The organism is Liquorilactobacillus cacaonum DSM 21116, assembly GCF_001436735.1.
GTDB classification, from domain to species: Bacteria; Bacillota; Bacilli; order Lactobacillales; family Lactobacillaceae; genus Liquorilactobacillus; species Liquorilactobacillus cacaonum.
The window spans coordinates 92489-116421 of record NZ_AYZE01000014.1 but is presented as its reverse complement, the minus strand read 5'-3'; the positions used below and the strand labels follow the sequence as shown (position 1 = coordinate 116421).

Annotated in this window: 23 protein-coding genes; 3 read left to right on the top strand and 20 right to left on the bottom strand. The window is 33.4% G+C overall.

Annotation, left to right across the window (positions count from 1 at the left end; all coding sequences use genetic code 11):
• Positions 1-21: 21 nt before the first annotated feature.
• The 8 genes from pknB to gmk all read right to left on the bottom strand — a co-directional run bounded on the left by pknB (position 22) and on the right by gmk (position 9663).
• Positions 22-2034, bottom strand: coding sequence for a Stk1 family PASTA domain-containing Ser/Thr kinase (pknB, locus tag FC80_RS04415; protein WP_057828921.1), 2013 nt, complete (start codon positions 2032-2034; stop codon positions 22-24).
• Entirely contained in the window at positions 2031-2780 is a 750-nt protein-coding gene (locus FC80_RS04410; RefSeq protein ID WP_057828920.1) for a Stp1/IreP family PP2C-type Ser/Thr phosphatase, read from the bottom strand. The genes pknB and FC80_RS04410 overlap by 4 nt, the downstream gene beginning before the upstream one ends.
• A gap of 16 nt (positions 2781-2796) precedes the next feature.
• The gene (gene rsmB, locus FC80_RS04405; protein ID WP_057828919.1) at positions 2797-4128 is read right to left on the bottom strand and encodes a 16S rRNA (cytosine(967)-C(5))-methyltransferase RsmB; all 1332 of its coding nucleotides are present in this window, start codon (positions 4126-4128) and stop codon (positions 2797-2799) included.
• Positions 4121-5074, bottom strand: coding sequence for a methionyl-tRNA formyltransferase (gene fmt, locus FC80_RS04400; RefSeq protein WP_057828918.1), 954 nt, complete (start codon positions 5072-5074; stop codon positions 4121-4123). The genes rsmB and fmt overlap by 8 nt, the downstream gene beginning before the upstream one ends.
• Before the next feature lie 27 nt (positions 5075-5101).
• A complete protein-coding gene (gene priA / locus FC80_RS04395) occupies positions 5102-7522 on the bottom strand; it encodes a primosomal protein N' (protein ID WP_083486925.1) in 2421 nt (806 codons plus the stop codon).
• A gap of 20 nt (positions 7523-7542) precedes the next feature.
• Positions 7543-8718: a bifunctional phosphopantothenoylcysteine decarboxylase/phosphopantothenate--cysteine ligase CoaBC gene (coaBC, locus tag FC80_RS04390; protein WP_057828916.1), complete on the bottom strand. Its 1176-nt coding sequence runs from the start codon at positions 8716-8718 to the stop codon at positions 7543-7545.
• Between the two features lie 115 nt (positions 8719-8833).
• Complete coding sequence (gene rpoZ, locus FC80_RS04385) at positions 8834-9046, bottom strand: DNA-directed RNA polymerase subunit omega (RefSeq protein ID WP_057828915.1); 213 nt, start codon at positions 9044-9046, stop codon at positions 8834-8836.
• On the bottom strand, positions 9043-9663 hold the full coding sequence (gene gmk, locus FC80_RS04380) for a guanylate kinase (RefSeq protein ID WP_057828914.1): 621 nt from the start codon (positions 9661-9663) through the stop codon (positions 9043-9045). Before gmk ends, rpoZ begins: the two co-directional genes overlap by 4 nt.
• A gap of 183 nt (positions 9664-9846) precedes the next feature.
• Here gmk and FC80_RS04375 point away from each other — a divergent pair, with 183 nt between their 5' ends.
• The gene (locus FC80_RS04375) at positions 9847-10170 is read left to right on the top strand and encodes a hypothetical protein (RefSeq protein WP_057828913.1); all 324 of its coding nucleotides are present in this window, start codon (positions 9847-9849) and stop codon (positions 10168-10170) included.
• A gap of 85 nt (positions 10171-10255) precedes the next feature.
• Here FC80_RS04375 and glnA read toward each other — a convergent pair whose 3' ends face one another.
• The 4 genes from glnA to miaA all read right to left on the bottom strand — a co-directional run bounded on the left by glnA (position 10256) and on the right by miaA (position 14300).
• Positions 10256-11599, bottom strand: a complete 1344-nt coding sequence (glnA, locus tag FC80_RS04370; RefSeq protein WP_057829343.1) for a type I glutamate--ammonia ligase — start codon at positions 11597-11599, stop codon at positions 10256-10258.
• Positions 11600-11625: 26 nt separating this feature from the next.
• Complete coding sequence (locus FC80_RS04365) at positions 11626-12015, bottom strand: MerR family transcriptional regulator (protein WP_057828912.1); 390 nt, start codon at positions 12013-12015, stop codon at positions 11626-11628.
• A gap of 75 nt (positions 12016-12090) precedes the next feature.
• Positions 12091-13365, bottom strand: coding sequence for a methionine gamma-lyase family protein (locus tag FC80_RS04360; RefSeq protein WP_057828911.1), 1275 nt, complete (start codon positions 13363-13365; stop codon positions 12091-12093).
• Positions 13365-14300: a tRNA (adenosine(37)-N6)-dimethylallyltransferase MiaA gene (gene miaA / locus FC80_RS04355; RefSeq protein WP_057828910.1), complete on the bottom strand. Its 936-nt coding sequence runs from the start codon at positions 14298-14300 to the stop codon at positions 13365-13367. Before miaA ends, FC80_RS04360 begins: the two co-directional genes overlap by 1 nt.
• 111 nt (positions 14301-14411) lie before the next feature.
• Here miaA and FC80_RS09375 point away from each other — a divergent pair, with 111 nt between their 5' ends.
• The gene (locus FC80_RS09375) at positions 14412-14588 is read left to right on the top strand and encodes a DUF3042 family protein (RefSeq protein ID WP_083486924.1); all 177 of its coding nucleotides are present in this window, start codon (positions 14412-14414) and stop codon (positions 14586-14588) included.
• A gap of 113 nt (positions 14589-14701) precedes the next feature.
• Here FC80_RS09375 and FC80_RS04350 read toward each other — a convergent pair whose 3' ends face one another.
• From FC80_RS04350 to FC80_RS04320, 7 genes are all read right to left on the bottom strand, one after another.
• On the bottom strand, positions 14702-15097 hold the full coding sequence (locus FC80_RS04350) for a rhodanese-like domain-containing protein (protein ID WP_187327436.1): 396 nt from the start codon (positions 15095-15097) through the stop codon (positions 14702-14704).
• Positions 15098-15139: 42 nt separating this feature from the next.
• On the bottom strand, positions 15140-16099 hold the full coding sequence (locus tag FC80_RS04345; RefSeq protein ID WP_057828908.1) for an ROK family glucokinase: 960 nt from the start codon (positions 16097-16099) through the stop codon (positions 15140-15142).
• A 27-nt stretch (positions 16100-16126) separates the two neighbouring features.
• Positions 16127-16324: a YqgQ family protein gene (locus tag FC80_RS04340; protein ID WP_057828907.1), complete on the bottom strand. Its 198-nt coding sequence runs from the start codon at positions 16322-16324 to the stop codon at positions 16127-16129.
• A 33-nt stretch (positions 16325-16357) separates the two neighbouring features.
• Positions 16358-17011 carry a rhomboid family intramembrane serine protease gene (locus FC80_RS04335; protein WP_057828906.1) on the bottom strand — a complete coding sequence of 218 codons (654 nt, stop codon included), beginning with the start codon at positions 17009-17011 and terminating at the stop codon, positions 16358-16360.
• 9 nt (positions 17012-17020) lie between these two features.
• Positions 17021-17572, bottom strand: a complete 552-nt coding sequence (locus FC80_RS04330; protein WP_057828905.1) for a 5-formyltetrahydrofolate cyclo-ligase — start codon at positions 17570-17572, stop codon at positions 17021-17023.
• Between the two features lie 59 nt (positions 17573-17631).
• Positions 17632-17781 carry a 50S ribosomal protein L33 gene (rpmG, locus tag FC80_RS04325; RefSeq protein ID WP_003690623.1) on the bottom strand — a complete coding sequence of 50 codons (150 nt, stop codon included), beginning with the start codon at positions 17779-17781 and terminating at the stop codon, positions 17632-17634.
• 128 nt (positions 17782-17909) lie between these two features.
• Positions 17910-19985, bottom strand: coding sequence for a peptidoglycan D,D-transpeptidase FtsI family protein (locus FC80_RS04320; RefSeq protein WP_057828904.1), 2076 nt, complete (start codon positions 19983-19985; stop codon positions 17910-17912).
• A 201-nt stretch (positions 19986-20186) separates the two neighbouring features.
• On the opposite strand from FC80_RS04320, the gene FC80_RS04315 reads away from it, so the two are divergent.
• The gene (locus tag FC80_RS04315; protein WP_057828903.1) at positions 20187-22826 is read left to right on the top strand and encodes a YfhO family protein; all 2640 of its coding nucleotides are present in this window, start codon (positions 20187-20189) and stop codon (positions 22824-22826) included.
• A gap of 152 nt (positions 22827-22978) precedes the next feature.
• Here FC80_RS04315 and FC80_RS04310 read toward each other — a convergent pair whose 3' ends face one another.
• Positions 22979-23920 carry an ATP-binding cassette domain-containing protein gene (locus FC80_RS04310; protein WP_057828902.1) on the bottom strand — a complete coding sequence of 314 codons (942 nt, stop codon included), beginning with the start codon at positions 23918-23920 and terminating at the stop codon, positions 22979-22981.
• Between the last annotated feature and the right edge of the window lie 13 nt (positions 23921-23933).

The window sequence follows — 23933 nt, the reverse complement described above, 5'->3', positions numbered from 1 at the left end:
CTTGCCTTTCAAAATTTACACCTAGTTAGTAATATTTGTTTTTTCTGCAATAACCTGGCCATCTCTGACAATTTTATATTTTCCAGTATCTGAACCACTTAGTGTGAAGGGCAGAGTAACACTAGTATCAGAAGAAATCGTAAATTCCTGATAAACATCACTATAATTATGATTATCATCTTGCAAGTATATCTGAACTGTATTCAGTGCACTCGAACTTGAAGAAGAACTCGTTGAACTAGTTGAACTAGTTGAAAGCGATTGATATGGGATAGTAACATTTAAAGAAAAGTTCTTCGCTGCACTACTTTCACTATCTTCTGAACTACTATCCGATTCTGTAGCATTTGTCGCAGATGAGGCATCAACTGAACCTAAAACAACATTTAAAGTATCTCCAACTTTAACTCGTGTATTTGCGGCAGGTTCTTGTGAAATAACTAGTTCTGAATCACTTGAATCAGTAGAAGAACCATTTTCAACATTTAATACTAACCCTAACTCTTGTGCATAATCTTCAACACTTTTTTCAGTATATCCTGTTAAGTCTCTTAGAGTAATAACTTTGGCTCCTGAACTAACGATAAATTTAACAGTAGTTTGTTTCCAGATAACCTTCTTTTTAGCTGCCACGCTTTGCTTTATTATTTCACCTTTTGCAATTGAATCAGAAGCCCTTGTTTCTTTGATAACAGTAACACCTTTATTCTCAAGTAATTGTTTAACTTTTGCATATGATTGACCTTTGTAATTTCCAAAAACATTTTTCTCAGGCCCATTTGAAATCACTAAAGCAACTTTAGAATTTTGTCGTACGGTTGATCCTTGGGTTGGACTAGATAAAATAATTTGTCCTGAATCATATTTACTGCTACTTCGATATTTTATATCACCAATTGTTAATTTCTGCGCCTTCAACGCTGTTTCAGCCTCTGCTTTATTCATCCCTTGTAAGTCAGGAACTGACACATTTTTAGGACTTACAGCTATTGCTACGATAAAAGCAATAAATAGTATCAAAGCTCCTATAATCGAAATCCAAACAATCCATTTTTTCTTCTTACTCCATTTTTTCTTAGCATTTTTTTTCAATGTCTTTTCCATAACATCAGAATCAGATGCTTTCTTGACTTGCTTTTCTTGTATGGGTTCTAAAATTCTAGTCTCATCTTCAACTAGATTTGTTGGCTCCCATTTTTTTTCTCCGTTTCTTGTATACGATAAAGAAGTCTCAATATCATCTTTCATTTTCGAAACTGATTGATAACGATCGATTAAATTTTTTGCAGTTGCCTTCAATACAACATTTTCAAGAGCTTGTGGAATTTGACTATCAATGTCCCTTACAGAAGGCATATCATTTTGAAAATGTTTCAATGCAATTGACACAGCTGTTTCACCCTGATATGGGACTCTACTAGTCAATAATTCAAACAAAATAATTCCTAATGAATAAATATCAGATTGTTTTGTTACTACACTTCCTCTTGCTTGCTCAGGGGAAAGATAATGAACTGATCCCATCAAAGTATTAGTTTGTGTTAGGGAATATTCTGAAGCTGCCAAAGCTATTCCAAAATCAGTTATTTTTACTTGCCCATCTGCATTAATTAAAATATTTTGAGGCTTCAAATCACGGTGAATAATATCATGTGCATGCGCTTCTTCAACTGCTGAAAGCACTTGATCCATAATATTAACCACTTTTTCATATCCAATTGGATAATTTTGGGCTATGTAGCTTTTTAAATCCATCCCTTCAACATATTCCATTACTAAAAATTGTGTCCCATTATCTTCATCAATATCATAGATATTCACAATATTAGGATGTACAAGTTCAGTTAAGGAAATTGCTTCACGTCTAAATCGTCTAATCGCTGCTTCATTATCACGCAAATCAAGGCGCATTAACTTGACGGCAACATCTCTTTTCAAAATTAAATCATAGGCCAGATAGACATTTGCCATACCACCTTCACCTAATGTTTGTACAATCTGATAACGTCCACTAAGTATATATCCCGATTTCATTGCTCATTCCTCCTTTCAGAAGAAGGTGAAGCAAGTAGAAGTGTTATATTATCCTTTCCACCAGCCTCATTTGCTAAAACAATCAAATCCTTACACTTAGTTACAAAAGAGCTTTCATTTGACAATATCTTTTGGATTGTTTGATTATCAACCATGTTGCTAAGTCCATCAGAACAAAGCAACAAAATATCGTTGCTCTCTAGTTTTATTATTTTTTCATCAATATTCGCATTCTCTGAAATTCCTAAGGTTCTAGTAACAATATTTTTTTGCGGATGGTTTTTAGCTTCCTCTGTACTAATCTGTCCACTCTTTAATAATTCATTCACTAAAGAATGGTCCTCAGTGAGTTGCGTTAAATTGCTATCTCGCAGTAAATAGCCTCGACTGTCTCCAATATTTGCAAGCAACACTTCGTCACCAAAAAAAATGGCGCACACTATTGTAGTCCCCATTCCATTCAAATCATCATATTGATTTGAACGCTCAAGAATCAATTTATTTTCTCGTTGTACCTCATTGACTAACCAATTTGCTGCAACATCAATCGACTCAATTGCTGTCTCCTCAAAACGAAAACCTAAATGAGAAACTGCCATTTCCGAAGCAACATCCCCACCTTTATGACCACCAAGCCCATCTGCTACAATGGCAAAACTAATTTCCTTGGTATTTTTGAAAATTCCTACATAATCTTCATTTCTAGGTCTTACCTTGCCAACGTCACTCTTGTATGCAAAATTCATTGGAAATTCACCTCATCTATCTGACTCTTTTCATTCGAGCAATAAAAAAACCATCAGAATTATAATCATCTGGATAAATCGTCAAAGATTTTTCTTCATTGTGTAATTTTAATTTTGTTTCAACCTTTACCTGTTCAAATTCCGTATGTTTTTTTAGGAATTCTGAAATAACTTGTATATTTTCAACGTCCAATATCGTACATGTACTATAAGTCAAATAGCCATCCACTTCAACTAAACTAGAAACATCATCCAATATTTCTAGTTGAACTCTGTGTAAATTAAGTGAATCCTGTTGCTTTTTTTCATATCTAATTTCTGGTTTTCTTCTCATCAACCCAATACCTGAGCATGGAGCATCCACAAGAATTTGTTTAAACGTTTCTGGTTTAAAATGATCCTTAGCTTTACGTGCATCTAGTTGAATTGCTTCAACTTTCCCCTCAAAACCGCACTTTAAAGCATTTTCTTCAATTAACTTGATTTTATGTTTATGGATATCTAACGCCGTTACTTTTCCTGTTTCAAGATAATCAGCAATTTGCATCGTTTTGCCGCCAGGTGCTGCACATGCATCTAACACTAATTCATCACCATTTAATTCCATTGACTCAACGACTAGGCTTGCACTTTCATCTTGAACCATAATTTCACCAGTTTTTAAAAAAGTGGTTTCACTCACATGGCCTTTTGAAACAACTAAACTACTCGCTGCAACTCGACTATTTTCAACCATTAATCCTTTTTTTACTAATTCTTGCTTGGCTTTCTCAATAGTCCATTTTGACTCATTTACTCGAACTGATTGTTTTGGAGCCTCATTCAAAGATTCTAGAATCGAAACTACTTTTTCATTTCCTACTTGTTTTTTTAGTTCCAAGATTATCCAGATAGGAACGCTATATTTTACACTTAAGCGTTCATTTTCATTCTGGATTATTTTTGTATCGCGAACACCTTTACGTAAAATCGCATGTAATAATCCAGTAACAAATTTTCTAGTCCCGTCATGGCCTTTCATTTTTGCAATTTCAATTGCTTCATTAAGCACTGCATGATTAGGTATTTTATCAAGAAATTCCAATTGATATAGTGATACCATTAATAGCTGTTCTACCCAATTGTCTATTTTTTTCCCTCTAACAAAAGGTTCTAGCCAAAATCTAAGTAGCAAAAGATTTTGTAAAACACCATAAACAATATTTGTTGCTAAATTGGCGTCAACTCTTGCTAAATTAGTATTCTTAAGGGCCTGATTAAGCGCCAAATTAGAGTAAGCACCCTTTCCTGAAACTTTCGTCAAAACTTCAACTGCAATTAATCTTGGATTACTACTTTGCTCATTCATCTATTATTATCCTCTGTCCTACCTTTATTCCTTGGCCCTGACCATTCAAAAAGTTACCAATAGTCATTTTGGGCTTACCAGCTGGTTGAATCACATTTACCTCATAAACACTTCCACCAAAAGCAGCAATCTTTAACTGTTTTTTCGCTACTGCTACAACAATACCTGCTTCATATTTTGTTACTTCATTTAATGGATTTATTTCCCAAAATTTAGTTCTTTTCCCTAAAAAGCTTTTAAAATAAGCACCTGGATTAGGGCTAAGTGCCCTGATTTTATAATCTAATTCCAAAGATGTTAACCCTAAAGACAATTCTTCCTGTTTTGCAGATATAACTGGTGCAAATGTAACTTTTTCTTCATCTTGAGGTACACCTGTAATAGTTCCTTCAATTAATTTTGGCAAAGTTTGAAGCAATAAATTTTTCCCCAGAACACTCATTTTATCAAAAATTGTTCCATTATTATCACTTTTTAAAATTGGTAATTCTTCTTGAGCTAGCATCTTCCCAGCATCCATTTTTTTAATCATGTAAATTAAAGTCACTCCGGTTTTTTCCTCACCATTCATAATTGCATATTGAATTGGCGCTCCACCACGATATTTAGGTAACAATGAGCCATGAACATTTACTGCCGCAATTTTTGCTGACTCAATCAACGACATTGGTAAGAATTGTCCAAAAGCAGCTGTTATTATTAAGTCTGGCTTAAGTGCAATTAATTTCTGTAACTCATCACTTTTACCCAATCTGCTTGGTTGGAAAACTGATATTTTATTATTTTCTGCAACTTCTTTAACGGGTGAAATACTGAGAATCCTTTTACGTCCAATATATTTATCAGGCTGCGTTACTACAGCTTTGACTTCATATTTTGCATCAATTATACCTTGAAGTATTGTAGCTGCAAACTTAGGGGTTCCCATAAAAATAACTGATGTCATTTAAATACCTCGCTTCTTTTTGACCTTTTAAATAAAATTAAGTGGCTCTTTATCTATTGAAATTAAAATTCCTTGTTGCTCATCCTTTTGACTTTTCTGCAAAATATTATTTAAAGCCCTATCTAACATTGGTTCATTTTTATACTTAATAATTAACTGATAATAAAATTGATTATTAATACGTAATACAGCTTTAGGTGTTGGGCCCAAAATAATTGATTCTGCTGATAAAGCTGCTTTAAGTTCAGCATAAATTTGATAGATCTTTTTTGCTGCAACCCCTTCTTCTTTTGCATTCGCAGTTACTTGAATCGTATAAAAATATGGGGGATATCCATTTTGATGACGTACTAGCATTTCTTTAATAAAAAATTCTTCATAATTTTGTTTTTTCGCTAATTGCAAAGCATAATGTTCAGGATTGAAGGTTTGGATAATGACTTTTCCTTCTTTTTGTGCTCTCCCTGCTCTACCACTTACCTGTGTTAATAGCTGAAAAGTTCGCTCACTTGCTCTGAAGTCTGCCAACCCGAGCGCTGTATCTGCATTTAAAACACCTACCAAGGTGACATCAGGAAAATCAAGCCCCTTAGCAATCATTTGTGTTCCTAACAAAATGTCGGCTTTTTTATCTCCAAATTGCTTGAGAAATTTCGCATGTGCCCCTTTTTTCCTAGTAGTATCAACATCCATTCTTAAAATACGTACTTCAGGAAATAAATTTTGCAATTCTTGTTCAACTTTTTGTGTTCCAGTACCATAATAACGAATTTTCTTACTACCACAATTAGGACATTTTTGAGGTATTCTCTCTTCATGACCACAATAATGACATTTCATCGAATGGCTGTCCAAGTGAAGTGTTAATGATATATCGCAGTTTGGACATTGTAAAACTTCTCCACAATCGCGGCACATCATAAAAGAAGAATACCCACGCCGATTTAGCATTAATATAATCTGTTCATTCTTCTTTAACCTTATTTGTATCTCCTTTCTTAATTCAAGCGAAAAATCAACATTTTCATCGATTTTTTTTGTTGCTACTCGCATATCAATTAAGCGAACTTCTGGAAGGGGCATCTTGTTAATTCTTTCGCTTAAATGCAGCCATTCATATACTCCTTTTTTTGCTCGTGCTCTTGTCTCTAATGACGGTGTTGCACTTCCCAAAATCAGGGGACAATTGTTCATTTTAGCACGCCATTTAGCAACTTCTCGAGCATGATACCTAGGCATTTTTTCTTGCTTATAGCTTGTTTCATGTTCTTCGTCAATAACGATTATTCCGATATTTTTTAATGGTGCAAAAACAGCAGACCTTGCTCCAACAACAACTTGAGCGTCACCACTTTGGATTCTATGCCATTCATCAAGCCGTTCCCCCTCCGAAAGGCCACTATGTAAGAGGGCAACTTTTGACCCAAATCTTCCAACTACATTTTTAACCATTTGTGGTGTCAATGCAATCTCGGGAACTAGCATAAGCGCTGTTTGGTTATTTTTTAAAGCTTGTGCCATTGCTTGCAAATAAACTTCAGTTTTCCCACTGCCAGTCACACCTTCGAGCAAAAAAGTCATTGCTTTGTTGTCTCTAATCATGCTATTTATCTTGTCAACTACCTCTTCTTGCATAGCTGTAAGTTTCTTAGGTTTAGTTTCTACAAAGTCATATTGCTGATATGGATTTCTTTTTTTTACGATAATTTTGCGAGTCAACCACTTCTTTAATTCTGCCTTTTTTATGACCGAACTAGTGATTCCTAATTTTTTTTCAACAACTACTTGTTCGAGTTGTTTATCTTTCAAATCAACCAAGAAATCAATCAATTTATTTAGACTTACTGCATTTGAACGCAGTTTTTCCTTTTCTTTATGATAGCTTTCTTTGGTCAATTTGTTTAAAATCACTTGTACTTTTTTTTCTGATAGTCCTTCTTTTATCACATATTCAATCCTAATTTTCCCTGCATTTCTAGCTCCCATTAATTTTTTAAACAACATAGGGTCAGTATTAGTTTCCTCTAAAATCCGACTGTTTCCTTTTGAAAAGTAATTTTTTATGATGGGATCAACTTCATTATCTACAAGAACTAATCGTTTATAATACTTTGCACGCATTGCGCTAGGCAGCATAACTTGTAAACAACTTATCAAAAATGCATAGTTTTCATGTGCCATCCATTTAGCTAGCAACATTAGTTCTTTTGATAAAATTGGCTCAACATCAACTAGGGTCACTATTTCCTTTGTTTTTCCAGAGTAATCTGTATCTTCTTTTAAATTAATCACAAAACCCTGAATCAAACGATTACCCTTCCCAAATGGAACATTAACTCGCATACCAACTTGAATCAATTTTTCAAACTTTGTAGGAATCTGATAAATAAATGGCCGATCAGTTTGCATAGCTTGTACATCAACAATTATTTCGGCAAAAGATGTGATTGTAAATCCCTCCTATCCTTTTAAATTAGATCAAAAATCATTTTAGAAATATCATTTTTGTCAGTCTTCGGACTACTAATTATTTTTTTGTTTGGTCGGATAAAAGTAACTTCATTATCATCAGTTCCAAAACCAATATCTTTACGCGAAACATCATTTGCAACTATCATATCTAAGTTTTTCTTAACTAGTTTTTGTTGCGCATTCTTGATTAAGTCTTGCGTTTCAGCAGCGAAACCAACTAATTTTTGCTGCTTTTTTTCTTTGCCTAATTCATTTAAAATATCAATATTTTTTTCTAATCTAAGAACAAGTTCATTTTCATTTTTTTTAATTTTTTGTTTAGCTGGTGTTTTTACATGATAGTCTGCCACAGCAGCAGCCATTATAACTATGTCACTTGTTTCATAATACTTTTTTATAATCTGATACATTTGACCAGTTGTCTTTATTGAAATAAGTTTTGCCCCAGTATCATTAGCAAGGTTTGTAGGCCCACTTATTAATATTACATCAGCACCTCGCTTAACAGCTTCACGTGCAACAGCGTATCCCATCTTACCTGTTGAATGATTTGTAATATACCTGACAGGATCAATCTCTTCAACAGTATGCCCAGCCGTAACTATTACTTTTTTCCCAATTAAATCTTGGACTCTTTCCTGCAAAATATTTGCCTTCAACCACTTAAAAACCACTTCTGGTTCCTGCATACGACCTTTTGCTTCATAACCCTCAGCTAAAAAACCAATACTCGGTTCTAAGACTTTGTAACCATCATTTTCTAATTGTTGCAAATTTCTTTGCATAGCACTATTCTCATACATTACATCGTTCATTGAGGGAACTAAAAATCTAGGACAATTCATTGCAAGCAATGCTGTCGTTGCAAAATCATCTGCAATTCCGTTAGCCAACTTACCAATAACATTTGCAGTTGCCGGAATAATTATTGCAATGTCAGCCCACATTGACAACTCAACATGTTCTACAATTCCAAGTTGTCTTCCTTCATCATAATATACTTCATTGTGACTAATCGTTCTAAAAGTAAGAGGTGTCACAAAAGAAGTTGCCATTTTTGTCATTACAACCTTAACTTCTGCCCCATTCTTAATTAGTTCTCTAACAAAAATAATAGACTTATAGGCTGCAATTCCTCCAGTTACATAAACTACAATGTGCAAATTTTTCAAATGTACCCCTCCTTTTTGCCACCTTTATTGTATCAATAATATTGAAAAAAAAGAACAACAAAAAAGGGCCATTGTCGTTATTGGTTTAATAATGCAATGGTCCTTACTATAATAATTATACTTCTTCTCTTTGGTTAGGATCAATAATCAAATCATCAGCGACTACTTCTTCCAAAGCTCTACCAACATTTTTAACAGATTTATACTCGCTAAGCATTGGAATCGCACCAGCATCCAATTCATGTGCTCTCTTACTTGCCAACATGACTAATGAATACCGCGAATCAATTCTATCTAATAAATCATCAACTGAGGGATATAAAATCATTTTAAAACATCTCCTAACTGTTTTTTATAATCTGGCAAAAAACGTTTAACACGCCATCTTTCGGCCCTAATAATCGTTTTAATTTTTTCAACTGCATTTAAAACTTCATCATTAACAACTGCGTAATCGTAATTTTGCATCATCTCTATCTCATCAACAGCCTTATTCATACGCTTATCAATTGTTGCTAAATCATCAGTTCCACGTTCAACTATTCGATGACGTAACTCCATTAAATCAGGTGGAGTCAAGAAAATAAATAAACCATCCGGACACTTTTCACGCACTTGCATGGCACCATTTACTTCAATCTCAAGAAAAACATCTTTTCCTTGGTCCAACATCTCATTAACATATTTTAGTGGTGTTCCATAATAATTGTCAACATACTGAGCATATTCTAGCATGCCATCATTTTTTATTTCTTGCTCAAATTCATTTTTGGACACAAAATAATAATCTCTTCCATTAATCTCTCCTTCGCGCATCGACCTTGTTGTCATTGAGATTGAATAATGAAATTTATTATCATCTTGCTCAAATATTGCTTTTCTAACCGTTCCTTTACCGACACCCGAAGGGCCAGATAAAACTATCAACATTCCCCGTTTAGACATGGTTACAAAACTCTCCTCTAAAATATTGTATTAAATATATCATGTACTTTTTTTGAAAATAATTCAAGTTTTTCTTAATTAGATTTTTTTAATAAATTATAATTTTTTGACTTGCTTTTTCGAACAAATGTTCTATAATATAAATATCGAACAGGTGTTCTGAAAAAAGGAGGATGTTTTATTATGCTAGAATTAAAGAAAAGTTCCTTACAACAAATTTCGCAATCAATTCAAAAGCAATTTTCCATAAAAAATGAACAGCTACTTAATAGCAATGAGCAAATGCCCGTTTTTCAAATTAGTTTTTTTATTAACCAAGCAATTGAAAAACATAAGTTAATCAGTGTCAGCTACACAGACTATAATAGTCATGTCTATAATTCTATTGGATTCATCTCAAAAAACAAAAAAAACAGCACAATTTTTAAACTTGATGAAATCGGGAATAATTTGTCTCACCTTTTTAACATTTCTCAAATAAAATATATTAAATTAGTCAAAATGTGATTCTACCAATCTTAATAAAGATATATGCAAAAAAGCATTAGCCACATAACCTCAACAACTTAGGTTAGCTAATGCTTTTTTTATTCTAGTACAATTCTAAATATTGATCACGTTCCCATTGTGAAACTTCTTGACGATAAGCACCCCATTCGAGTTTCTTACCTTCAATAAAGTTTTGATATAAATGAGGTCCCATTGCTTTACCAATTACCTCGTCTTTTTCAAGTTCTTTAATTGCATTATGCAATGTTGAAGGAAGATCTGAAATACCATTTGCTTTACGCTCTTCAGCGTCCATCACATAGATATTACGATCAATTGGCTTGGGAGCTTCAATTTTATTGCGCAAACCATCTAATCCAGCTTCAAGAATTGCAGCAATTGCCAAATATGGATTTGCACTTGGATCAACACTACGCAATTCAAGACGTGTTGACATCCCACGTGCAATTGGAACACGAACAAGTGGAGAACGGTTGCGGCCAGACCATGCAACATAAACCGGTGCTTCATATCCTGGTACCAATCGCTTATATGAATTAACAGTTGGGTTTGTAACAGCTGTAAAGCTACGTGCATGTGTCAATAATCCACCTAAGAAGTAACGTGCTTCCTTAGATAATTGCATTCCGTCACTTTCATCATAAAAAGCATTGCCTTCACTGTTAAAGAGTGACATATTGATATGCATCCCTGAACCATTAATGCGATCAAGTGGTTTCGGCATGAAAGTTGCATGTAAGCCATGTTTTCTTGCAACTGTTTTTACAACTAATTTAAATGTCTGAATGTTATCACAAGCTTGAAGAGCATCAGCATATTTAAAATCAATTTCATGTTGCCCAGGAGCTACCTCATGATGAGAAGCTTCAATATCAAATCCCATATTTTCTAGTTCAAGAACAATATCACGACGGCAATTTTCACCTAAGTCGACAGGAGCTAAGTCAAAATAACTCCCCTTATCATTAAGATTCATTGTTGGTTTGCCTGTTTCTGAATCAAGTTTGAACAAGAAAAATTCAGGTTCAGGTCCAATATTGAAATCAGTAAAGCCTAATTGTTTCATTTCATCAAGAACACGAATTAAATTGTTACGTGGATCACCAATAAATGGAGTCCGATCAGCATTGTAAACTTCACAAATAACACGAGCTACTTTTCCATGATCATTTCCCCATGGAAAAATCATCCAAGTTGACAAATCTGGGTATAACCACATGTCACTTTCCTCAATCCTTACAAAACCATCAATTGAAGAACCATCAAACATTAACTTGTTATCCAATAACTTTTCAAGTTGACTAATTGGAACTTCAACATTCTTGATAACACCGTATAAATCTGTGAACATCAAACGTAAAAATTTAACATTTTCGTCTTTAGATATCTTACGAATATCATCCTTTGTATAGTTAGGCTTTACCATCATTAAATCGCTCCCTATTTAAAATTTTAGAAGTTGTTATTATGTTTAAAAGAAAACTCATCCTGCTTGCTAAGACCACTTACAGCAATAAATTCATCACGTAAAATTCGTCGTACATCCTTATCAGTTAGTGGTTTCTCTAACTTAGCTTGCTTTTCTGCCAACTTACGTTCTTTTTCATCATAAATATGTTTAATACCCGCCATATTAATTCCTTCGTCTAAAAAGTCTTTTATTTCAAGTAGGCGATCGATATCATTTAAAGAATACATTCTACGGTTGCCTTCACTACGTTTGGGCATAACCAACTGTTGTTCTTCATAATAACGAATCTGTCGGGCTGACAAATTCGTGAGTTTCATTACAGTACCAATGGGCAAAACAGCAAGCGACCGTCTGAGCTCCTTTTCTTTCATAACAACCCTCCTCTAAGTTACGCCCTTATGATAGCAAGGCACTATACGATTGTCAACGTCAAATGTTATGTTTTCTTACATCTTTTTGTTTTCGAAGAAAGTTTCGCATACTGCGTTACTAATCGCAATTTTTACGTGCGAATAAGTTAATCCTCCTTGGATATATAAAGTAAACGGAGGTCTCAAAGGCCCGTCAGAAGATAGTTCAATTGTTGAACCTTCTGTAAAACTACCAGAAGCCATTATTTCTTCATCTTCATATCCATCCATGTAACTTGGAACAGGATCTACAAATGAATTCACTGGTGAATAATGTTGAATAGCAGCACAAAAAGCAATCATTGCTTCAGGATTTCCAAAGTTTATTGTTTGTACCAAATCTGTTCTAGGATCATTCCATTTAGGTGAGACACTCATTCCCATTCTTTCAAGCAGTGCACTTGCAAAAATTGCACCCTTAATTGCATTTGCGGTTACATTTGGGGCCAGAAAAAAACCTTGAAACATATCACGCATGTGTCCAATTGTCGCTCCTTCGTTCTTACCTGCTCCTGGCACATTAAGTCGATTTCCTGCCTGCTTTATCAAATTCTTCTTTCCTACAATATATGCCCCAGTTTTAACTATCCCTGCTCCAGCATTTTTAAAGAGAGAACCTGCCATCAAATCAGCACCGTATTCCGTTGGTTCATGCATTTCCGAAAATTCACCATAACAATTATCAATAAATATAATCACATTTGGCCTAATTTTTCTTACAAATGCAATCATCTGTTTAATCTTATCAACTGTAAAACTCGCCCGATTAGAATAGCCCCGAGACCGTTGAATTGCGACCATTTTAATACTATCATCTGCTAATAACTTCTTTTTAACATCTTCATAATCAACCTCACCATCATCTAGTAAAGGTGAATAATTAAATTTTATCCCAAATTCTTCCAGTGTCCCTGGTTCATCACCAACTATTCCGACAACATGCTGAATAGTATCATAAGGCATGCCTGTCATATAAAATAAAGTATCATTTGGTCTTAAGACACCAAAAAAAGAAGTTGTAATCGCATGTGTTCCTGAAATTAATTGTGGTCTTACCATTGCATCTTCAGTTTTAAAATAATCTGCATAAATTGCGTCAAGTTTATCCCTTCCAACATCATCGTATCCATAGCCAGTTGACCCAGCAAAGTCTTCTTCCGCAACATGATACTTTCTAAAGCTATTTAATACTTTCATTTGATTAAAAGTAGATTGATTATCAATTTCTTTTATTTTTGGTTCAATTTGTTGTTCAACATCCCTTATTATTTGTTGTAATTTTACTGGTAATTTGTGAGTCCATAATTCCATTACTTTTTATCTCCCTCTATCCAAGAACAAACATCCATTTTTATTTTTTCAACAGCTTTATCATCAGCAATTAAATCATACCACTTAACATTCATTTTATTTCTAAACCATGTTAACTGTCTTTTAGCATAATGTCTCGAATTTTTCTTTATTTCTATTACACCATTGGCTAAACTCTCTTTTTTTTCAATATAACCAAACAACTCTTTATATCCAATACCTCTTCCAGCTTGTAGTTTTAATCCACCCTTTTGATATAACCAGACTGCCTCATTCAATAAACCTTTCTCCATCATTTGATCAACTCTGCGATTAATACGCTCATATAAAACTCGTCTGTCTGTATTCAATCCAATAATCATTGCATCCATTTTTATATCAAATTGATTAGCTTGTTCAGAAAATTTACTACCAGTAGACTCAAACACTTCAAGGGCGCGAATTATTCTCCTGCTATTATTAACTGGAATCTTATCTGCAGCCTTTCTATCAATATCATTCAATTTTTTCCAGAGCGCTTCTTTGCCGTTTTTCACCGCAAATTCTTGCCATTTTTCTCGAATCTTTGAATTTGAAGATATTTGGCTACCCCCAAGTTGATATCCATCTAGCAAAGCTTGTAAATAAAATCCTGTTCCACCTACAATTATTGGCAACTTGCCCTTTGAGCTTATTTTTTTTATCTGTTCTTTTGCATCATGAACAAAATCAGCAACAGTAAAATTCTCACTAACTTCCCTAACATCAATTAAATGATGTATTACATCTTGTCTTTCGCTAGAAGTTGCCTTAGCAGTCCCAATATCAAGTCCACGATACACTTGCATGGAATCACCAGATATAATTTCAGCATTAAACTTTTGCGCTAATTCAATTGAAAGGTCCGTTTTTCCAACTGCTGTAGGTCCCACAATAACAATTACTTTATAAGACAATTAAATTTCTCCTTCCCTTTTTTAAAAAAATAATTATGTACCAATAAACTGGAATTTTAAATTGAAATATCGCATAATAAATGCGTAGTACAAAAAAGGAGGTATTTACCATTGAAACAATTTAATACTGGATTTTTATTAGGTATCGTTACAACAATTAGTGCAGCTGCAGGTTGCTTTTATGCTTTCAAAAAAAGTATTGTTGAACCAATAGAAGCGAAAGAAGAACAAGACGATCAACATCGCCGTCGTGCCATTCGTAAAATGCACTCTGCACATCAAGGTTAATTTCCTTTCATATGATAAAACTATACTACGAAAAAAGGGGCTACAACAAAACGATTGTTTTGTTGCAGCCCCTTTCTCATAGAATTATAAGAGTATTACAAAAATAAACAATCCTACTTCCTACCCTTTATTTTTCCATCCCAATGCTCAAAACCATTTTTTAATAAATAAATTTCTTTATAACCATCTTTATGCAATTTTACAGCAATTCTAGTACTCAAAGATTTACCTTGATCATATAAATATACTGGCATATCTTTTCGAATTGACTCTTTCATAATTTTAAACTGTGTATAAGGAATATTGCGTGCCCCCATTATATGACCAGCATCAAAATTATCCTTATCTCTTAAATCAATAATCTGACCGACGTGCATTCCTTGTCTGAATTCCTTATTTTCTAGTAATGTAGCAAACTTTTTCCCTTGATACCATAAATACAATTGATTTCCAATGATATAAAGTAACACTGCAACAGCTACAATATCAATTACAACCCATATAGACACATTTAGTATCATCAAATTTTGCACCCCTTTTTATTCTAAAACTTATTTGAAACGTAAAGCCAATGAAGCAGCACCTATAACACCCGCCTCATTACCAAGTTGTGCTAACTTAAGTTGCGTAGATTTTCGTACTGTTGGAAATGCAAATTCTAAGAAATATTTCTCTACACGACTTAACAAAAATTCACCAGCTGCTGAAACGCCACCACCAATTACAATATATGAAGGATTCAATAAATTACCAATATTCCCACAAGCTAATCCTAAATAGTAGCAAACACGATCAACAACCATTTTCCCAAGTAAGTCATCTTCTTTTGCTAAATCAAAAACAATTTTAGATGTGATTTCCTGCCCATCGTCTAACATCCTCTTCAATTTAGAGTCTCCTGCGAATTCTTCTGCCAAATCTCGAGCAACACGTACAACACCCGTTGCAGATGCATACGTCTCCAAACATCCATGATTACCACATGTACATAAGTACCCTTTTGGCTGCACTACCATATGACCAATTTCACCAGCCGCTCCAAGTCCATGAAGAAGATTTCCATTAGAAACAAGTCCTCCACCAACACCTGTACCAAGTGTGATAAAAGCTACTTCTTTATCATTTTCTCCTGCACCTTTCCAACGTTCACCTAAAGCTGCAACATTAGCATCATTATCTATTGCAAAAGCTATTTTAGTCTCTTTTTCAACAACTTTTTTTACTTCTTGTAAGGTTTTCCAATTAAGATTATAAGCTCCTGTTACTGTTCCTTCATTTAAATCAACTGTACCTGGAGATCCCATTCCAATTCCAATAAACTGTTCTGGTTCCATTCCATACAAACTTAAATGATGGTTGATTGATTGAACAATATCAGGAACAATATGTGATCCGTCATCAAGAATGTTTGTTTCAAAACTCCATTTTTGTTGAATTTCACCTTTTTCTGTTAAAATAGCAAACTTGATTGTTGTCCCACCTAAATCAATACCAATCAATTTTTTATCCATTACGTACCCCTCCAAAAAGACGATTGCCTAATTATTTTCTTCAATTTTGTGTTCGCGAATCAAAATAAGTTTAGAATTTAGGAATGTTTGTTTATCAATAACACCAGCGCGATACAAATTATCAAGCTCGAGCGCCATCAACTCAATATCCCAGAGTCGCTTACCGACATAAACAAAGATTCCAAATTTCTTTAATAACTGTTGTACGTCGTAAAGTGTCTTCAAAAAAACATCTCCAATTAATTATAATAGAAAAATTTAATTTTTTAAACCCAAAGTGAGCATCATAATACATAGAAATGCTAATGCAAAGATACTAACAATTTTTTTTGCAGTCGGAATCCTGCCAATGCGCGGTACACCAACGCAATAGCCCATTAAAAATCCTCCTACTAAGCCACCAATATGCCCTGCTAAATCAACGTTACCATAAACACTAAACGCAATATTCAATATTACCAATACCAAAAATTGTTTTGCAATTATTTTTATATATGGATTATCATTAAATGATTCACCCAACATCAGGTAAATTCCAAAAAGTCCAAATAAAGCAGTACTTGCTCCAGCAGATAAAGAATTGGGATTGAATGCAAAACTTGCAAGATTACCAGTAATTCCACTAACTAGATATACTGTTAAAAATCGATATCTTCCAAGGATACTCTCTAGCTGAATTCCTACAAAATACAGAGTTACCATATTTAAAACAATATGTTCAAAGCCGATATGTAAAAACATCGCTGTGAATAATCGCCACCATTGTCCAGCTAAAATTAAGGAATTTACTTTAGCACCAAATTCGACTAATACGCTAAGATTTTCACTGCCACCAGCAATTGTCATTAATAAAAATACCAACACATTAACTGCCAACAAGCTATACGTAGCTACAGGTTTTTTTTCTATCATAATTTACCTTCACAACCTCAATATTTTTCTTACTCGCACATCACTTTTTTCAATTGGCCAACATTCTTTCTCATAAAAGCGTGTATTTTCTACAAGACTAATTGTCATCCCTTTATAGTCGCTCAAATAGCGATCAAAATAGCCACCGCCAAATCCAAGACGATCTCCTTTTGCTGAAAACGCTAATCCTGGTACAACAATTAAATCTATTTCACTTTTAGGAATCTCTAATTGCTTATTTTCAGCTTCCAAAATTCCAAAAGTACTCCTAATAATTTTTGTAGATGGTGTCAATGATACAAATTTCATTTTTTTGTATGGTAAAGTTACCGGAATACATACTTTTTTATCTTCTAGCCATGCCTGCAAAATAATTGGCTTTGTGTCAATCTCAATATCATTACTTAAAGTTAATCCAATAACAGTTGAGTCAATCCACTCAGTACTAGCAAACAACATTTTGTAAAGCATTAACTCGTCTAACTCTTTTTGCCATTTATGCTTTTGATGTTCCAAAAATGTCAATTGTCTTTTTCTAAATGTCCCTTTTTCGTCATTCATCACGTCTTAGAATCCCCCGACTGTAGCATAACAAAAAACAACAGGAAAAGTTCCTGTTGTTATTTTGTTTCGCGATGTAATGTTACCTTGTTATCACGTGGACAGAATTTATTCAATTCCAAGCGATCTGGATTATTACGCTTATTTTTACTTGATAAATATGTCCTTTCATGACATTCAGTACATTCCATTGTAATGTGTACACGCATACTCTAAACCTCCAAACTACGACATCATTTCAAAAAGCAATTAAGCCTCTAACGTAAACATGATACCATCTTTTACAAAATCATGCTAGTATTTTTTCGAAAAATGTTAAGGAAATTACCTTGACAGTCTAATTTGAAGTATAGCCATCACTTGATTGTACATCCTTCCAATAAGCCTCATATATACTATGCATAGATAGCATATTAATAGAATCCTCTTCTGACATTCCTGGAAAGGCAATTGCAATGACTACTTGTGGGTTCTTTGCAGGAGCATATGAAACCCCACTTAACGTAGTTGTTTCATTTGTTCCATAATATGTCTGTGCAGTTCCTGTTTTAGCTACAACTTGTGGATTCAAATCTTCTAATTTTGTACCTGTTCTCATAGAATTAGATCCATGAACTACCTTCCAAAATCCATCTTTAACAACATTCCATTCATCACTTGTTGCACTGACAACATTTAAAACATTTGGTGTGAATTGATATTTTATTCTCCCTAAAGTTCCGTTCTTATTTGTACCACGAATAGCTTGTAAAATATGTGGTTGCAATCGATATCCTCCATTTGCAACTGTCGACATATATTGTGCTAGCTGGATTGTAGTATATGAATCATAATTACCAAATGATAAATCAAGTGCTTTACCAATATCACTTTGTTTGGATGGTCCTTCATAACCAGCTGCTTCACCAGGAATATCAACCCCCGTCTTAACCCCTAAACCGAACTGATTAAAATATCCCCGTAACTTACTAAATATAGAAGTGGACATATTCAATGCTGCATTTTCACTATATTGAAAACCAGCTTCCTTCATTGCAAGTTGCATCATATATGAGTTCGATGAAATCTCTAATGCATCTGATGCAGTTAATTGCAAATCATCATTTCCTGAAGCATTGAACCATGAAGATTTACTAGGTGTATCCTTCAACTTAATAGGCTGATCAGTAAACGTATTACTTGTTGGTGTGATTGCACCTGACATTAATCCACCCATGACAGTTGCACCCTTTACAACAGATCCCATAACAAAGGATTGATTTATTGTTCCAAGCGCGTTTTCAGTAATTTTCCCAGTTTTGATATCGCGACTTACACCAGCCAGTGCATAAATTGCTCCTGTATTTGGATTCATGACAACAGCATATGCTCCTGGTATATACGGATTACTACCGGCTACGCTTTTAACAGCACTCTTCATAATATTTTGCACATCTTGTTGGAATTTTTCATTAATTGTTAGAACAATATTGTCACCTTTTTGACCACCGTAAGTTTTTATTTCCTTGGTTATTTTGTTATTCTGTGTTTCCAGTGTTGTTACGGACTTAGTTCCCTTCAAAACATTCTCATATTGAGATTCAATATAACTTGATCCAACACTGTCATCTCTTGCATACCCTTCAGCAAGAAGCTCACTTAGCTGGTCACTTGGAAGTCCTTGTTTTCTATTTGTAACTGTCCCGATAACACTTTTTACCGAACTACCATTTGGATAACTTCTTGACCAACTTGTTCCTATCTTTATCCCTGGCATTTCAGATAAATTTTCTCCAACCTGTGCCATCTCACGATCACTAACACCTTCATACTTTAAATAGACAGTCGAAAGAGAATATGCACCACTCATTTTTGAATAAACAACAGCCGCTTGTTTTTGTTTATTCGTAAAGTTGGATGTTAGTTTATGTTTTTTTACATATGCAGTTTCATCTTTATAGGTCTCAGTTCCATCTAAATTCGAAAAATTCGAAATTTGTTTTTTCAAACTAGCATCAACTGCTTTTAGATTTTGTTCATTTCCAAGATAATAATCGATTTTTATTGAGTTAGTTAATGTCGAAGTATCTATTTTCACATATTTGACTAGCTCATTAGCTATTTGATACATTTGCTTTGATGTAACGGACAATGGTTTCGTATAAGTAATTGCTCGTGCAGCACTATTTGAAACTAACACTTTACCGGTTGAGTCATAAATCATACCTCTTTGAACATTACCAGTTTCAGTTTGAGTATCCGTACTACTTACCTCTGATTCAAATTTATTTCCGTTAACAATTTGAAGATACGCTAATTGCCAAATCAATGCAGCAAATAACAAAAAAACAATCACAAAAAGAAAATTTAATCTAAACGGCGTCTGTGATTTATTCATTTGCTTTTTTTTACTATTTTTTCTAAGAAACTTCAATATTTTCCCCTCACAATTAAAATAATTGTCTTTTTTTAAAAGACTCACAACATAATAATTCTTCTTTTAATGTTACCATAAATTACGTTTAATACTTTGAGAAACATCTAAACTTTAATAAAAAATACATGCTTTTTTCAACTTTGATTTTAAGGATGTATTATAATAAGTTAGTACATAAATTATTATTAGGAGTTTAGTATGAAAATAAGATTAACACACTTTGTTCGTAGTCACTATCCTTTATTACTTAGTTTTTTCTTACCCGTTTTACTAATGGGCGGATATTTTATTTCACAAGGGATGTTCCCATTTGGAAAAAGCAGCTTACTCACTGTCGACTTAGGTCAGCAATATATAGATTTCTTTGCTTACTTTAGAAGGACACTTCTAACAAATCCAAGTGGATTTTTCTATTCTTTCTCTAAAGAAATTGGTGGCAATATGATTGGTGAATGGGCATATTACTTAATGAGCCCTTTCAACTTAATCTTGCTGATATTTCCAGAAAAATTCTTAGCTGCCGGTGTGATGTTAATCACCCTGTTAAAATATGGCTGTGCAGGCCTATCTTTTGGCTACTTCTTAAAAAAAATGCGTACACAATCAGGATTAGCAATAGTAACATTTGCAACCTCTTATTCAATGATGGGATGGTTTATTGCAAATCAACTAAACTTACTTTGGTTAGATGCAACTATTTTTTTACCACTAATTATTCTTCAGTTTTATAACTCATTGATTGGGAAGAAAAGTTGGCCATACATTATTTTGTTAGCAATTATGTTAATCGATAATTATTATATGGGCTACATGATTTGCCTTTTTTTAATACTTTTCTTTTTATGGTTTTTATTTTCATCAAAGCGAAGTTTCAAAAAAATTGTGCAACTAACTTTTCGTTCTATCATAAACTCAGTTATTGCAGTCGCCTTATCAATGATTATTTTGTTACCCACTCTTACATCATTAGCTAGTAGTAAGGGACAGTATACCCAAAATACTGTAAGCTTTAAATTCGAATATGCTCCACTTAAAATACTCTCAAAATTCATAATTGGATCTTTTAATTTTCAACAAATGCCTTCAGGCTATCCCAACATTTTTATTGGTTCTATTTTCCTGATTGGTTTTATTCTCTATTTTATTGATTCGAAAATAAAAATACGTGAAAGAATTTTATCCTTTTTAATAAGTATTTTTCTTGTACTATCTTTATGCTACGAACCTTTGGATTTACTTTGGCATGGTTGGCAATTCCCAGTTTGGTACCCTTATCGTTTTTCGTACATTGTAAGTTTCTGGATGCTTTTTCTAGCAAGTCGTACACTTAAAAATTTTATAAATATTCGTCCTTGGAAAATTTGGCTAAGCTTTGCCATCTATTCTGGAATCATTGCCTACAGTTTTTCAAACGAAAAAAAATTTTCCTACATTTCAAATGAAACATTGATTTTTACGGCTATCTTTGCAACCCTCACGCTTGCCGTCTTGGCCGTTTCAGCTAATTCAAAATATAACAAACTTAAAATTTTTCTACTATGCTTGATTAGTACTGTAGAAATTGCGATGAATGCCTATATTTCACTAGGCAATCTAAGCTATCTTACTCAAAAAGATTATGCAACACCTACAAAGTCACTTATAACAGATAGTAATTACTTAAATAATTTGAAAGACTCTGCTTACCGTACTGGTCAAACATACAGTCGAACCAAAAACGACGGACTCGCAAATAATTTGAATACCGGTTCTTATTTTAGTTCTGCCCTAGAAAAAAGTATCCCTGATTTTTATGGAATGATTGGTAATCCAGATGGTGACAACTATGTAACATATTCAAATGGCACAATTATTAGCGATGCTTTATTAAACATGAAGTATTTTATAACACCAATTAACGGTGCTTTATTAAAAAATGGGCAACCACTATCTGCACTTACTGAAAAGCCTGACTTATCACGTTATAAAATAATCAAACAAACAAAATTAACACAAATCTACAAAAATAATAATGCACTTGGGTATGCCTACTTAGCAAATAAACAACTTAAAAAACTTGCTATTTTTTATGACAACCCTATTGAATATCAAACTCAATGGTTAAATGATTCTGTTGGTACAAAAAATTCGAAATATTTTGAGGCACAAAACTTTAATGAAGTTGTCTTTCAAAATGTTGCACAATCTACTAAGCTAACAGATACGATTTTCAAAAAGAAAAATTTTGCAAAAACTGCCCAGATTATTTTTAAATTTACACCACAAACAAACGATTCTTACTATTTAACTCTTGGCTCTTCATTTGATTCAGACAACGTTTCTTTGTACCTTAATAATCAACCGTTAAATCAATATGGCACATTCAGGCATACCGTTGTTGTAAACATTGCAAATCATTCAAAAAACCAAGAAGTTATTTTAACTGCACGTTTTAAAAAATCTTCCTTATGGCTAAATAATTTTGTACTCTACAAAATGAACAATAAACTTGTACAAAATAATATTTCTCAAATCAAAAAACGTAATGTCACTTTAAAACAAATTTCCTCCCGTAAATTGACTGGTACCTATAATGCTAAGTCTAATCATCTTTTAGCAACTACTATTCCTTACAGTTCAGGTTGGACTTTACGTGTTGATGGGAAAAAAATTCATACATTCAAAATACAAAATACTTTTCTTGCTGCTAACGTTGCAAAAGGCTCTCATAAAATTACATTAGCCTATACTCCTCCTTATTTCATATTAGGAATGGTAATTACAATTATTGCTACACTTGTTTTGATAATAATAATTTTGTTTGAGTCTAAGAAAAAATTCAGATTCTATAATAATTGAAAAAAATAATGAGCCAAATCAATCTAGTTTTGATTTGGCTCATTATTTTTTTCATCAAGTATAATTTATGAATTAGCTTTTTGGAACATTTTTAAAATTAAGCATAACTCAAAATTTGCATTATATATGTGTTTTAAAACTATCCTTTTAAATCAATCTTTTATGTTCTTTTTATATTCAATAGCCTCACTATCACTACAGTAAACAAAATGACCTGTCCTAATTTCTCTAAATTCAGGCTTTTCTATTGAATAGTCATGCATATTAGGATTATAAATAATATTCTTCCGACTTCTTGCAATCTGAGGATCTGGAATCGGAATCGCTGAAAGCAAAGATTTAGTATATGGATGAATTGGATTTTTGAATAATTCTTCTGTTTCAGCTAATTCAAGAATCTTTCCTGCTCTAATAACTGCAATCCTATCCGAAATATAACGTACAACTGATAAATCATGGGCTACAAAAAGAAATGTTACACCTTGTTCACGTTGGAATTTCTTCAAAAGATTTAATACTTGTGCACGAATTGACATATCCAATGCTGAAATTGGCTCATCAGCAACTACTAAATCCGGATTCATAATTAGGGCACGTGCAATTCCGATACGTTGTCTTTGACCACCAGAAAATTCATGTGGGTAACGATACAATTGCTCAGGAAGTAAGCCAACTGCTTCCAACATTTCCCTTACTTTATTAAGACGTTCATCTTCAGTTTTAAAAAGTTTATAGTTGTATAAGCCTTCCGAAATAATATAATCTACCGTTGCTCTTTCATTTAACGACGCAGAAGGATCTTGAAAAATCATTTGAATTTTTCTTTCAATCTGAAATTTCTCTTTACTTGAAATTTTACCATTAATCTGCTTACCTTCAAAAATAATCTCACCCTTACTAGTAGGATTTATTCCTAAGACAGCACGACCAATTGTAGTTTTACCCGAACCAGACTCGCCAACTAGCGAAAAAATTTCTCCTTTGAAAATATCAAAGTTAACATCTTGAACTGCCACAAACTTCGATTTGCCACTTCCAAATGTAATCTCTAAATCCTTAATAGAAAGAAGAGTTTCTCTATTAGCATTGTTCATTTTTTCAATCTCC

Excerpts from the sequence above, each read along its gene's own strand:
- rpoZ (WP_057828915.1), bottom strand. The coding sequence starts at position 9,046 with ATGATTTTATATCCCTCAGTTGATGATTTATTAGATAGAATTGATTCG.
- FC80_RS04310 (WP_057828902.1), bottom strand. The coding sequence starts at position 23,920 with ATGAACAATGCTAATAGAGAAACTCTTCTTTCTATTAAGGATTTAGAG.
- gmk (WP_057828914.1), bottom strand. The coding sequence starts at position 9,663 with ATGTCTAAACGGGGAATGTTGATAGTTTTATCTGGCCCTTCGGGTGTC.
- fmt (WP_057828918.1), bottom strand. The coding sequence starts at position 5,074 with ATGACATCAGTTATTTTTATGGGAACCCCTAAGTTTGCAGCTACAATA.
- FC80_RS04315 (WP_057828903.1), top strand. The coding sequence starts at position 20,187 with ATGAAAATAAGATTAACACACTTTGTTCGTAGTCACTATCCTTTATTA.
- FC80_RS04345 (WP_057828908.1), bottom strand. The coding sequence starts at position 16,099 with ATGGATAAAAAATTGATTGGTATTGATTTAGGTGGGACAACAATCAAG.
- pknB (WP_057828921.1), bottom strand. The coding sequence starts at position 2,034 with ATGAAATCGGGATATATACTTAGTGGACGTTATCAGATTGTACAAACA.
- FC80_RS04375 (WP_057828913.1), top strand. The coding sequence starts at position 9,847 with ATGCTAGAATTAAAGAAAAGTTCCTTACAACAAATTTCGCAATCAATT.
- FC80_RS04365 (WP_057828912.1), bottom strand. The coding sequence starts at position 12,015 with ATGAAAGAAAAGGAGCTCAGACGGTCGCTTGCTGTTTTGCCCATTGGT.
- FC80_RS04330 (WP_057828905.1), bottom strand. The coding sequence starts at position 17,572 with ATGAATGACGAAAAAGGGACATTTAGAAAAAGACAATTGACATTTTTG.
- glnA (WP_057829343.1), bottom strand. The coding sequence starts at position 11,599 with ATGGTAAAGCCTAACTATACAAAGGATGATATTCGTAAGATATCTAAA.
- FC80_RS04335 (WP_057828906.1), bottom strand. The coding sequence starts at position 17,011 with ATGATAGAAAAAAAACCTGTAGCTACGTATAGCTTGTTGGCAGTTAAT.
- FC80_RS04360 (WP_057828911.1), bottom strand. The coding sequence starts at position 13,365 with ATGGAATTATGGACTCACAAATTACCAGTAAAATTACAACAAATAATA.
- rpmG (WP_003690623.1), bottom strand. The coding sequence starts at position 17,781 with ATGCGTGTACACATTACAATGGAATGTACTGAATGTCATGAAAGGACA.
- FC80_RS04410 (WP_057828920.1), bottom strand. The coding sequence starts at position 2,780 with ATGAATTTTGCATACAAGAGTGACGTTGGCAAGGTAAGACCTAGAAAT.
- rsmB (WP_057828919.1), bottom strand. The coding sequence starts at position 4,128 with ATGAATGAGCAAAGTAGTAATCCAAGATTAATTGCAGTTGAAGTTTTG.